Origin of the sequence: Salipaludibacillus daqingensis (assembly GCF_029891575.1) — a bacterium.
GTDB lineage: Bacteria > Bacillota > Bacilli > Bacillales > Salisediminibacteriaceae > Salipaludibacillus > Salipaludibacillus daqingensis.
Genome location: NZ_JARZHF010000001.1, coordinates 238,271 through 250,435 on the forward strand (window position 1 = coordinate 238,271; position 12,165 = coordinate 250,435).

15 protein-coding genes are annotated in these 12,165 nt (G+C 36.3%); 2 read left to right on the forward strand and 13 right to left on the reverse strand.

Annotated features, from left to right (window positions below; translation table 11 throughout):
- Positions 1–231 precede the first annotated feature (231 nt).
- From QDN89_RS01215 to QDN89_RS01240, 6 genes are all read right to left on the reverse strand, one after another.
- On the reverse strand, positions 232–1,914 hold the full coding sequence (locus tag QDN89_RS01215) for a formate--tetrahydrofolate ligase (RefSeq protein WP_280768258.1): 1,683 nt from the start codon (positions 1,912–1,914) through the stop codon (positions 232–234).
- A 288-nt stretch (positions 1,915–2,202) separates the two neighbouring features.
- Complete coding sequence (locus QDN89_RS01220) at positions 2,203–2,760, reverse strand: 2-oxoacid:ferredoxin oxidoreductase subunit gamma family protein (protein WP_280768259.1); 558 nt, start codon at positions 2,758–2,760, stop codon at positions 2,203–2,205.
- Positions 2,761–2,769: 9 nt separating this feature from the next.
- Positions 2,770–3,519, reverse strand: coding sequence for a thiamine pyrophosphate-dependent enzyme (locus QDN89_RS01225; RefSeq protein ID WP_280768260.1), 750 nt, complete (start codon positions 3,517–3,519; stop codon positions 2,770–2,772).
- Positions 3,516–4,583, reverse strand: coding sequence for a 3-methyl-2-oxobutanoate dehydrogenase subunit VorB (locus tag QDN89_RS01230; protein WP_280768261.1), 1,068 nt, complete (start codon positions 4,581–4,583; stop codon positions 3,516–3,518). The genes QDN89_RS01225 and QDN89_RS01230 overlap by 4 nt, the downstream gene beginning before the upstream one ends.
- Before the next feature lie 13 nt (positions 4,584–4,596).
- Complete coding sequence (locus QDN89_RS01235; protein ID WP_280768262.1) at positions 4,597–4,824, reverse strand: 4Fe-4S dicluster domain-containing protein; 228 nt, start codon at positions 4,822–4,824, stop codon at positions 4,597–4,599.
- A gap of 20 nt (positions 4,825–4,844) precedes the next feature.
- Positions 4,845–5,516, reverse strand: coding sequence for a hypothetical protein (locus QDN89_RS01240; protein ID WP_280768263.1), 672 nt, complete (start codon positions 5,514–5,516; stop codon positions 4,845–4,847).
- A gap of 211 nt (positions 5,517–5,727) precedes the next feature.
- Between QDN89_RS01240 and QDN89_RS01245 the strand changes: the two genes are divergently transcribed.
- Positions 5,728–5,934 carry a hypothetical protein gene (locus tag QDN89_RS01245; protein WP_280768264.1) on the forward strand — a complete coding sequence of 69 codons (207 nt, stop codon included), beginning with the start codon at positions 5,728–5,730 and terminating at the stop codon, positions 5,932–5,934.
- Positions 5,935–6,022: 88 nt separating this feature from the next.
- Here the strand turns inward: QDN89_RS01245 and QDN89_RS01250 are convergent, their stop codons facing one another.
- From QDN89_RS01250 to QDN89_RS01270, 5 genes are all read right to left on the reverse strand, one after another.
- The gene (locus QDN89_RS01250) at positions 6,023–6,469 is read right to left on the reverse strand and encodes a DUF2663 family protein (protein WP_280768265.1); all 447 of its coding nucleotides are present in this window, start codon (positions 6,467–6,469) and stop codon (positions 6,023–6,025) included.
- A 58-nt stretch (positions 6,470–6,527) separates the two neighbouring features.
- Positions 6,528–6,779, reverse strand: a complete 252-nt coding sequence (locus tag QDN89_RS01255) for a hypothetical protein (RefSeq protein ID WP_280768266.1) — start codon at positions 6,777–6,779, stop codon at positions 6,528–6,530.
- An 87-nt stretch (positions 6,780–6,866) separates the two neighbouring features.
- Positions 6,867–7,451, reverse strand: a complete 585-nt coding sequence (locus QDN89_RS01260; protein WP_280768267.1) for a CPBP family intramembrane glutamic endopeptidase — start codon at positions 7,449–7,451, stop codon at positions 6,867–6,869.
- Complete coding sequence (locus QDN89_RS01265) at positions 7,444–8,997, reverse strand: RecQ family ATP-dependent DNA helicase (protein ID WP_280768268.1); 1,554 nt, start codon at positions 8,995–8,997, stop codon at positions 7,444–7,446. The genes QDN89_RS01260 and QDN89_RS01265 overlap by 8 nt, the downstream gene beginning before the upstream one ends.
- The gene (locus QDN89_RS01270) at positions 8,994–10,070 is read right to left on the reverse strand and encodes a YpbB family protein (RefSeq protein ID WP_280768269.1); all 1,077 of its coding nucleotides are present in this window, start codon (positions 10,068–10,070) and stop codon (positions 8,994–8,996) included. The genes QDN89_RS01265 and QDN89_RS01270 overlap by 4 nt, the downstream gene beginning before the upstream one ends.
- A 247-nt stretch (positions 10,071–10,317) precedes the next feature.
- On the opposite strand from QDN89_RS01270, the gene QDN89_RS01275 reads away from it, so the two are divergent.
- Positions 10,318–10,566 (forward strand): ferredoxin, encoded by a 249-nt coding sequence (locus QDN89_RS01275; RefSeq protein WP_230895133.1) that lies wholly within the window; start codon positions 10,318–10,320, stop codon positions 10,564–10,566.
- 189 nt (positions 10,567–10,755) lie between these two features.
- Here QDN89_RS01275 and QDN89_RS01280 read toward each other — a convergent pair whose 3' ends face one another.
- Complete coding sequence (locus QDN89_RS01280) at positions 10,756–11,340, reverse strand: Crp/Fnr family transcriptional regulator (RefSeq protein ID WP_280768270.1); 585 nt, start codon at positions 11,338–11,340, stop codon at positions 10,756–10,758.
- Between the two features lie 95 nt (positions 11,341–11,435).
- A complete protein-coding gene (locus QDN89_RS01285; RefSeq protein ID WP_280768271.1) occupies positions 11,436–12,131 on the reverse strand; it encodes a FadR/GntR family transcriptional regulator in 696 nt (231 codons plus the stop codon).
- Between the last annotated feature and the right edge of the window lie 34 nt (positions 12,132–12,165).

Genomic DNA, 12,165 nt, shown 5'->3' on the forward strand with positions numbered 1-12,165 from the left:
ATAACGAAAAACACCACATAAAACAATATAATCATTTAGATAATTGATTACTCGACAACTGTTTAAATAAAGCTGCATTGCGGCCTCGAGAAATAAATACATCTGATACAAAGTGGAGGTCTTCCGTACTTTTTCTCAGGATAGTTTACTGAAAAGAAACAGAGTGGTAAACGCCACTCTGTTTCTTATTTAGTATTCTCAACCTATGATTCATTTAAATACTCTGAACACCTAAAATAACCCGAGTGCTTTTCCATTCTCATCTACGTCCATATTTACAGCTGCAGGTACTTTTGGTAATCCTGGCATTGTCATAACATTTCCAGTTAATGCAACAATGAAACCTGCTCCTACCGAAGCTTTTAATTCTCTTACAGTAATAATAAAATCGTTAGGCCGTCCTAATTTGGTAGGGTCATCAGATAAAGAATATTGAGTTTTAGCCATACAGATAGGATATTTCCCCCACCCATTTTTCTCAAATGCCACCAATTGTTTTTTTGCTTCAGCAGAAAACTCTACTCCTTTTGCTCCATATACCTTTGTAGCAACGCTATTTATTTTTTCTTCAATGGATGTATCTAATTCATACATATGCTTAAAATCAATCTCAGCATGATCAATCTCATGTACGACACGCTCTGCTAATGAGATTCCACCTTCTCCTCCATCAGCCCATACATCGGCTAGTTCCACATTTATGTCTTGATCTTCACACCATTTTGTCAACGTACTAATTTCATCTTCCGTATCATGAATGAAACGATTAATGGCTACCACATGAGGAAGACCAAAACTTCGTATCGTTTCAACATGCTTCTCGAGATTTGAAAGTCCATTCTTTAATGCTTCAACATTTTCCAACTTTAACTCATCTTTCGGGACTCCACCGTGCATTTTCAATGCTCTAATCGTTGCTACAATAACAACTAAACTTGGATCAATGTCACCAGCACGAGTTTTAATATCAAGGAACTTCTCCGCACCTAGATCCGCACCAAAGCCAGCTTCTGTCACAACGTAGTCTGCTAATTTAGAGGCCATCTTCGTTGCGATAACACTATTACAACCGTGGGCAATATTAGCAAAAGGTCCACCATGAATTAAAGCCGGAGTATTTTCTAACGTTTGTACAAGATTAGGTTTCACTGCTTCTTTTAATAATAATGTTAACGCCCCTTCAGCTTGAAGGTCACTAGCTGTTACAGGTTCTTCGTCAACATTATATGCTACGACCATTTTAGCTAATCGTGTTTTTAAATCTTCAAGACTCCTAGATAAACATAATATAGCCATGATTTCTGAAGCAACAGTAATATCAAATCCAGATTCTCTCGGAACTCCTTGAAGTGGACCACCTAATCCGACAACAACCTGACGGAGCGCTCGGTCATTCATGTCCAAGACACGTTTCCACATCACTCTTCTCACATCTATTTTCAACTCGTTCCCTCGATGAATATGGTTATCCAACATTGCGGCTAGAGCATTATGAGCTGTTGTGATCGCATGAATGTCTCCTGTAAAGTGTAAGTTAATGTCTTCCATTGGAACCACTTGAGAATACCCGCCTCCAGCGGCGCCACCTTTAATACCCATCGTAGGTCCTAATGAGGGCTCTCTTAAAGCAATCATTGTATTTTTATTTATTTTGTTGAGCGCTTGACCTAATCCAACTGTTACCGTTGACTTACCTTCACCTGCAGGAGTTGGATTTATTGCTGTAACAAGAATTACTTTACCGTCTGGTTTCTTCTCTAAACGATCCAAAACCGATAATGAAAGTTTTGCTTTATAGTGGCCGTAAGGTTCCCACTCCTCTTCATGGAGTTGAAGTTGGTTCACGATTTCTTGCACCTTAATCATCTTACTTTCTTGGGCAATCTCAATATCTGACCTGACTTCCTTACTCATTCGATCCTCTCCTTTTTCTTTCGGTATTGATCACGCAAGTGTTGATCAAAAGAAAACACTTCTGAGACGGTCATGTAACGATTGATTGTCTTATATGATGCTCTTTGATGTAAAAAATAATCGATTATAAGACACTTTCAATCTTCCTTTCACACATCAAAATGCTCATCCTAGTTCTTGGACTGAATGAGTAGACGTGCCGTTCGCTCAGAAAGGGGTACTTTTGATATCAACGTTGTAACATTTATCATTTTCCAACTACTCTAATACATTGACTATTCTATCATTTTATTTCGTTAAGAAGAGCTTTTTTTCAATAAGATTTTCTCCTGCAAGGATTGCTTCCTCATTTACACCTATCAGGTGTTTCTTCTTTTCCCCTAACACGTTAATTAACGCTTCTAAAAGACTATCTTTAGACAGAACCTTTGTTTTTGTTATAAAAGCTCCTAATAAGACCATACCTGCTACTCGTTCCATTTTTAAATTTTTTGCAATTTCCGTTGCAGGAACCGGTAGAAAATAAATATCTTCTCTCTTGCTTGATATATCAACTAAATTTGAATTGGTGAATAAATCTCCCCCTTCGATTAACATCGGTTCAAACTTCTCAAAAGAAGGATTATTTAAAGCAATGACAGAAGTCGGTTTATCAATGACAGGTGACCCTACTTCCTTATCACTTATAACAACGGATACATTCGCTGTCCCACCTCGTTGTTCTGGTCCATATGAAGGGAGCCATGAAACGTGTTTGCCTTCTTTCATTCCAGCATAAGCGAGAAGCTGTCCCATTGACATCACACCTTGACCACCAAAACCAGCAATGATTAATTCCTGTTTCATTTTTATTCACTACCTTTCTTCACGTAGGTCTTTATAAATGCCTAATGGATAGTAGGGAATCATCTCATCTTTTACCCATTGTAAAGACTCTTCTGGAGTTAATCCCCAGTTCGTTGGGCATGTGGATAAAATTTCAACCATAGAAAAACCTTTATTTTTTTCTTGTGTATCAAACGCTTTTCTAATCGCTTTTTTAGCTTTCATAACATGGGCAACATCATGCGTGGATACACGCTCGATATAGGTAGTTCCATCTAACGTTGCTAACATTTCTGAAACACGAATCGGTAATCCTTGTGCTGCAGAACTTCTTCCTAATGGAGATGTTGCCGTCTTCTGTCCCATAAGTGTCGTTGGTGCCATTTGACCACCAGTCATACCATAAATAGCATTATTCACAAAGATGACGGTAATATTTTCACTCCTTGCTGCACTATGAACAATTTCACCCATTCCAATAGATGCCAAATCTCCATCTCCTTGATAAGTAAAGACAAGACGATCATCCGGTAACACACGTTTCACGCCTGTAGCAACGGCAGGCGCTCGACCATGCGCTGCTTGTGTCATATCACAATTGAAATAATCGTATGATAGAACAGAACAACCGACTGATGCAACACCTACAGTTCTTTCTAACGCCCCCATCTCGGCGAGAGTCTCTCCGACTAATCTATGAATAATCCCATGTGTGCACCCTGGACAATAATGAGTATCTACGTCTTTCAAACCATTTGTTCGTTCAAACGCCGTTTTCATGAGGTCACCCCTTTTCCAAGTTTTAAAATCTCTCTATAGATTTCATCTACTGTGGGAATGATACCACCTGTACGTCCGTAAAAACTGACAGGGGATTTACCTTCTACGGCTAAACGAACATCTTCAACCATTTGCCCTGCACTCATTTCAACCGTTAATATCGCCTTTACATTTTTACTCGTGTCAGAAATTATTTTTTTAGGAAACGGCCACAATGAAATAGGTCGAATGAGTCCCACTTTTATGCCATCTTGTCGTGCTTTTTCTATGGCACTATGCGCAATTCTTGCAACAGTTCCATAAGCAACAATCACATAATCTGCCTCTTCTACATTTTTCACTTCCACTTTCGTTTCATTATTTTCGATTTTCCGATATTTTGCTTGCAAGCGATGATTTCGTTGTTCTAGTTTTACATCATTTAAATCAAGAGAAGTAATTACTTTGGGTAAACCATCTCCTTCTGTTCCTGTTGTTGCCCAATCTTTCATGAAGTTATCACCAGTCTCTGTTTTTTCATTAAATTCAACAGGTTCCATCATTTGTCCAAGCATTCCATCACCAAGTAAAATTACTGGAGTCCTATATTGATCAGCGATTCGAAACGCATCTGATGTTAATTCAATAATTTCTTGTAAGTTAGCCGGTGCTAAAACAGGCGTGTGATAATCACCATGCCCACCACCTTTTGTTACTTGAAAATAATCTGATTGAGATGGTTGAATATTACCTAATCCCGGACCTCCTCTTGCCACATTAACAATGACTGCCGGAAGTTCAGCACCAGCAAGGTAGGATATCCCTTCTTGTTTCAAGCTAAAACCTGGACTTGAAGATGAGGTCATCACTCGCTTGCCAGCCGAAGCCGCTCCATAAACCATATTAATCGCTGAAACTTCACTCTCTGACTGTAAAAATAATCCACCCACTTCAGGTAATCGTTTAGCCATATAGGCAACTAATTCGCTTTGAGGTGTAATTGGGTACCCAAAAAAATAATAACAACCTGCATGAATGGCTGCCTCACCAATAACTTCATTACCTTTCATCAATACTTTCCCCATCTGATCCTCTCCCCTATGATGCTCTCTGTTTATTTTTTATAGGTCGATAAACAGTAATCGCTGAATCTGGACACATCCGTGCACATGCTGCACAACTTGTGCATGCCTCTTGATCGACGACTTCGGCTGCCTGGTATCCTTTTATATTCATTCTTGTCGATAAACGAACGATCCCTTGTGGGCAAACACTGACACATAAAGAACACCCTTTACAACGATCTTCGTTGAATTCTACTCTCATGCGAGTTCCCTCCTATTTTGTTATACATACCACGGTGATCGTAACCTTCTTTTGAAAATGATTAATTGTTCTTTAGCTATTAAAGATTCTGAAATTTCTTTATACAATTCTTCTTCTATCATGGTCGCTACTAAAGGTACTCCTAATTTCTTAGACACTTCTTGACAAACGGTTTCTCCGTGGTGTATTTCTTCCGAAGTTACTGCTTCCCCACATAAATGTGTATTGTGGATAATACCTGTCACGTGTAACCGAGAATTTAATTCAATGGCTCGTATGACTGAAATCATTTTTTCTGCTGTTGCGACACTCGGGCGATTCATATTTGCAATAAACAAAAACTCATATGGCATCTCTTCAATAACTGGTGCAAATTGTCCAAGTACCGTTGCCCCATCTTCATCACCACCGACATCAATAATGACAGTGGCATCTTTCTCATTAAGCCTCATTGCCACTTCACCAGTAACAATTGGCAAATCCGCTTTCATTAAATCGCCTTTAGGTGCTACGAGGTTTACCCCATTAACCTCTAACTCCTCTTTGTAATCTCTCGAACGAAAATAAGGATTTATTACGTCTAAATCACACAAGTAAATCTGGCTCCCTTCTTTTTGAAGAGCCTCATGTAAAGCGTATTCTGTTTTTCCACTGCCGTAGTGACCCGTTACAATGATACGGTTCGACTCCACAGCGTCACCTCCCCCTCATCTCACTCTTAATTATAAACCATTGTTGAAAACGCTTTCAATACAATATATGTTATGTTCATAAAAACGTTGGAAATAGAAATTAAACCTAAATGTATATTCATTTATTAAAAAATGAAGCTTGAAATAAACAACCTATTCCGTATATAATTACCTTATCAGAATATTCTGTTTATTGGAGGTGAAGGATCTGTTGGAATTACTCTATAGCAATAAACAGTTTCTCGTCACTGATGATGATTTTCTTGAATTTAATAAGTACGGCCTTCCAATTGAAGTTTTTTGTCCAAATGAATGCAAAACGATAGCGTTTGGTTGTTTACAAAAGTTAGATATTGACCATGCATTAGTAAATGGAATGAAATTCGATCGAAACAAAGTCATTTTTTTCGGTAAATAACATATGGAATCCTCGGAATAGTTTCATTAATAACATGAGCTTATGTGCATTACCATAAATAAACCGAGATCATGGACATGACCTCGGTTTATTTATGGTATAAATTAATATCGTACGTTTGTTTTAGTTCTTCAAATATTCTAGAGCGCTCCATCCACTGTTCTGGCGTAGACCAAATATCAGAAGCTCTTTCTATCATATCTTCTTTTAATTCATCATAATCTTTCTCAGCTTTTTCAAACTTAAATTTTTTATTTTGTAAATGGACAAAGCTAATTCCGATCACAGACATAAAAACTAATACGATTGGATCGCTTGCTATTGTCGTTAACATAGAAGGGCTATTCATTAACATCTCCCATTGCGTTGATAAATACAAAAGAAAACCTGCAACACTTCCTAGAACAAATAACCCTGCCTTAAATAATTTTTTCTCCGCTTTTTTTTCTTTCATTTTTGCCTTTACAATGGCCTTTACCAAGTAAGAATCAATACTTTCTACTTCATTATCTTTTAATTTCTCTTTCCCTACCAACTTGTCCGCCTCCTTTTGTAAAAGCTTATGCAAAAGGAAGTTAAAATAGGATATTTATTTATCCCCACCATGGATAAGTCGTTACAAGAGCAACCAGTAATAAAAATAAAAATAACCATATTCTAACTAATGGAAATCGAATCCTTGTTTTCTTTTTACGTTTTTCCATCCGTGATTTAGCTTGAGAATTTTTTTTGTGCGCTTCTTTTCTAGGGGGAAGATTATCTACGCTGATTTCGTCCATATTTGAGTCAACGTTGTCCCATTGCTTTTCATGATCTCTATTTTCTCGTTTTAATTGTTGTGACAATGGAATCACCTCACTTTTATTCAAGCAGTCTCATTACCGTTGATGTCATAATTTAAATCTACCATGTACGGTAACTTTCTGAAACACTTATCCTGTTTTTTCTTTTCCTTTCGATTTATATCGAATAAGAAGTCCTAGTATGACGTCAATGATAAAATGAGCAACGATGACTGTTAATAAGTTTTCAGTCCAAAGAAACAAACCTCCTAGAGAGAAACTAAGGGCGACAGTAACACTAAATAAAAATATATTTGATAAATATCGAAAATGAACGAGAGCGAAAATGAACGATGCAATCCATATACCAAATTGAGACTGTAAAACGCCTCGAAACAATATTTCTTCACTAATTGCTACAATCAAAGATATAAAAACAATATGTATTGGATGCAATGCAGAGAATACTCGCTCATTTATACCTCCATCATCAAACCATTTTCTTGGGACTATACGGTATAAGAAGAGTTCTATTAGAACAACCCCAATACCAAAAACAAAACCAATCATCAAATGATCTAATTGAAAAAATAGATGTTGAAAGGGTAAAAACACATTACCTAAAAACAAACTTATTAATATTGCAATAACAAGCATGCCAATTTGGGTAACATAGAGGTTAAGTATAAGTTCTTTATCTGTTAATTTCTTTATTAATTCTGCTTGTTTATTCACTATTCTTATCCCCGTTCCTTCTCAACAACATAGATTGCAACCTATCTCTCCAAGACTCTTGGTGAGAATTGCTTTCTATTTGAGTTTTTATTGCTTCTCCTTTCCTCAATCCTTTTCTTTCTTGAACATATGAATCAAACTCCTGACAAGCTGAACAACACCATGTCATTTCAGAATAATTTTGAACGTCATCACCGAAATAGTAACTTATATTATTTCGAATGCACTCCTTTGAATGCAATAGGTTATTCATTCGATTTAACTGTGTTATTTTATCGTTTTGTCTTCTAGTAAAGTGTTTTTTAATTTTTGCCAATACTGTATTTGTTCTTCCTTTAAAATCAAAATAACCTTTTTTTATAACGTTTTCCTTTTCAAGATAAAACATTAGCATTTTCCATTGTGTCTCATCGATTTGGTATAGTTGCCGCACTTCTTCTACTGCCAGTCCATCTATCCGCTCACCTGACAACATATGATCTAACCATGTTTCGTTTGGAAATTCGTTTTCAATAAATGAGATAGGCAAAAACCGATCTTCTTCACTATTAATCAGAAGAGCTAAACTTTGTTCCTGGTCTCGTCCCGCTCGTCCTATTTCTTGAACATATTGTTCGATAGAAGAAGGAAGGTTCAAATGGATAACCGATCGGATATTAGGCTTATTAATTCCCATACCAAAAGCATTTGTACAACAAATAACATCAACCTCATCACGAATAAATTGTTGCTGAATAAGCAATCGATCTTCTTTAGTCATTCCCCCATGATAAAAAGCTACATGAAGAAAACCTTCTTTTTGAAGAAGATTGGCATAATAAACAGTCCCTTTTCTCGTTCCTGTATAAACGACTGTTGGATGATTGATTTTCTTCATCACATCTAAAAAAAACGCATCTTTTTCTCGAGGTGTTTTAACTGTTTCCATCGCCATGTAAATGTTGCTCCTATTAACAGGAGCTCGGTAAACTGATTCATTTTGCATCTCTAAGTATCGACGAATGTCTTGTTCCACTTCTGGTGTAGCTGTTGCCGTTAATGCCATACACGGAGGCCCACCAAGCTCTCGACGAACATCATTTAATCGTAAATAGTCCGTCCGAAATTCATGCCCCCATTGAGATATACAATGTGCTTCATCTACAACGAATAAACTGACTTGTTGACTGATTAATTTTTGTTTAATAAACGGGAGGGCTAACATCTCAGGTGATAAAAAAATCATATGATAGCTTTGTATATTTTTCAGGATCTCTTTTCTTTCATTAGGGGAAATTAAACTACTAATATGTGCTACCGCTTTGTCACCATTTGCTCTAATTTGAGTAACCTGATCTTCCATTAATGATACAAGTGGTGAAACGATAACTGTTAATCCACCAAATATTTTTGCTGGCAAGTGGTAACATAATGTTTTTCCACTTCCAGTTGGTAGAACAGCAAGAACATCCCTTCCAGATAATATCGATTGAATGATTTCTAGCTGCCCTTCCCTAAATTGATCAAATCCAAAGTCTTTTTTTAATATTTGCAATACGTTGTTCATTGACTCCATTCTCCTTTGTAAGAAGAAATTGCTAAACGTATTTGAAAATAAGTATACTTATCGCCAAATTCATCTTTTATAGGTTTTAGCTTTCTTGTATTTAACCGTTTCATTTCTTTCTCAATCTCTTGTAACTGCTCACCAGTAATAAATGAATCGAAGTTAAAGTTAGGATCATGGATCGCTAATTCAATGACGTGATCTTCGATGGTACTATGCTTCAAGTTTCTTCGTTTAGCAATTTCGTCCAAGGAATACCCTTCTTCAAATAATTTCTTTGTCACAGTTGACGTTTGAGTAATTGTAAAGGTTCCATCCCTGTCAATTTGAAAATACGATAAAATAGGATTGTTCTTACGATCCTCATTGGCCTTAGCTATCATATCATGCAAAGTGGAGCGAAATACGATAGATGTATACAATCTGTCTCCATAGTAAATCGATGACAGTTGATCGAAAGTTCTCCCTGTCCTAAAATTAGATGTTAAGCGATTAACAAATAGTGTCGCTTCTTTTTCCGTTTTATTCGATAAAACTCTTTCTATTTCTTGATAAACTTGGTCACCTATGTAATCTATATCATGATATTTTTGTAGTAATTGCTTCACTTTATTTTGCGCTATTCTATCATAGCTCACAGGTATAAATGCAGATTGCTTATCTTTTAAATAAGAAATCGTTTGAACGAGTAACGAGAGCTGTTCCCAAAAATAATAACTAGAATGATTCCATTCGTATTTTAACCCGTGATATGTATCCGGAATATTATATTTTTCTAGTAATTTCTCTCGTGCCATATTGCCAACAGTACTTAAATTCACGCCTCTATCAGAATTTTCTACTATCCATCCATTTTCAAGAAGTTCATTTGCTTTTGCATCTACATATTTTTTCGGTTCGTTCTTTAAAATAGCTGCCGATTGCTCTAGTTGAAATAATGATATGTCTTGAATCGTTTGAGCTGATCTTTTCCCACGTAAAATATGAATAATACCATTAATCGTTCTATCTCCTTGAATAGCATATGTTGTTTGCAAGATAATATAATGAAGACTGGTCATTCCGTTTATCATATCAACTGTCTCCTTTATTGTGACCTATTTTTATTATAAGTGAAAAGGTACACCCAATCCAATCGAGGCCTTGGCTGAAAAGCATTCTCAATTACTTTTTCTATTGAAAAGTCATGTGATAACCTTTACAATGAAAATAGAAAGAACAGCTTTAATGATGAAGATGTTCTTGAAATTATGCCCTTTTTATATATAGAGAGAGTCATAAAGGGTTTCCATATTACAATTCAATGGGAGGTTATTTTTAATGGCAAAGTACACTATCGTAGACAAAGACACTTGCATTGCTTGTGGGGCATGTGGAGCAGCAGCTCCAGACATTTATGATTACGACGATGATGGCATCGCGTGGGTAATCTTAGATGATAACCAAGGTACAAAAGAAGTTCCTGAGGAACTTTATGAAGATATGGAGGACGCACTAGACGGATGTCCAACTGATTCTATCAAAATTGCAGAAGAGCCTTTTGATGGAGACGCGTTGAAATTCGAATAGCGTATACTTTAAAACCACCGATTAATCGGTGGTTTTTTCTATATTAGTTTCTATTAGGCTACCTTGAAAATAGACTAGAGAGAGTTCCAGCATCTTCACAGATAGGAATCCTATTTTCATCCCACATGGTCTGAAATAGATTAGCATGGTTGTCTCTAAAAAAACAGGCTTTATTAAAGCTTTCTTTTATTAGTTATTCAGATCAAATTTTTGTTTAACAATAATTCGATCTTTTTTTACATCAACAAACCCTTCGTGTTCCCACTTTTTCAATTGTCGACTGACCGTTTCTCTAGAAGCACCTATGATATTACCTAATTCTTGGTGCGTTAATTGTATGACACTTCCTTGAACATCAACTAAATAGGAAAAAGTAGATTTAAGTCGCGACTCCACATTTAAAGATAACACTTCGTTTAATTTACGCTGTAGGTAGACGATTTTCTCGTTCATAACTTGAATAATTTTAAAGGCAAGTTCTGGTTTTTCACGTATAAACCTTTCAAATCCCTCAATAGGTATACATAACACCGTTACATCTCTTTTCGCTGTTGCTGTTCCGGGATATGGAGATCGATGAAAAAATCCTGTGTGAGGAAAAATTTCTCCCTCTCCTAAAACGTTAATTAAACTCTCATCTCCACTTTCCGAAAGTTTACTAATTAATATTGTACCTTTTCCGAGAACGAAAAATGATTCTTTTTCTTCGCCTTCCCAAAATAATCGTTCTTTATCTTTTAAAGTTTTCTTTCTACTCATGGTTATAATTGGCACTAATTCTTCTTCTGTCAACCCCTCAAACAAAGGAGAAGACTGTAAATATTTTATCCACTTGCTAATGAGATCCCCTCCAATCTATTTAAACTGTTCTATTCTTTAAATAATTCACTTTCAACACCAACAATATGATCCATCATCGCTCTATATGCTCCGTCTGAATCTTGGTTTTTTATCGCCTCAAAAATTGCTACATGCTCTTGATAAAGTTGAGTCATTTTCATAGGATTAGAATAAAGAAAAAGCTGACGTGCTTCTTTCATTGATTCTCTCATCGTATCTGAAACCGTTGTCATTAAACGATAAAGCATATCATTTTTTGTTGCACTGACAATAGCCATGTGAAAATCTATATCTGCTTTCTCCCCTAACTCACCGTTTCCATGAATTCGTTTCATCGCATCAATAATTCGTTCAAGCTCTATTATATCTTGATTTGTTCGGTTGATGGCGGCTAAACGAGCAGCTCCTGTTTCGTTTAGTTTCCTAACTTCAAAAAGTTGTTCCAAATCTTTTTTTAAAATCACAGAAGGAATCATTTTACTTGATATATCGAAGTCAACTTTTTTGACAAATGTCCCTTCACCTTGGCGGATTTCAATTAATCCCATGGCTTTCATAGCACTTAACGCTTCTCTAATTGCGGACCGACCAACATCAAAATCCTCAGCAAGCTGTTGTACAGACGGTAAGCGATCTCCAGCTTCAAATTCGCTATTAATGATCATTTCCGTTAGTTGTTCTGCGACAATTTCATAGATTTTTTTAGATCGAACGTGTTTAATCACAACCGTTCTCTCCTTTCTTAGTTCGTAACTTTTT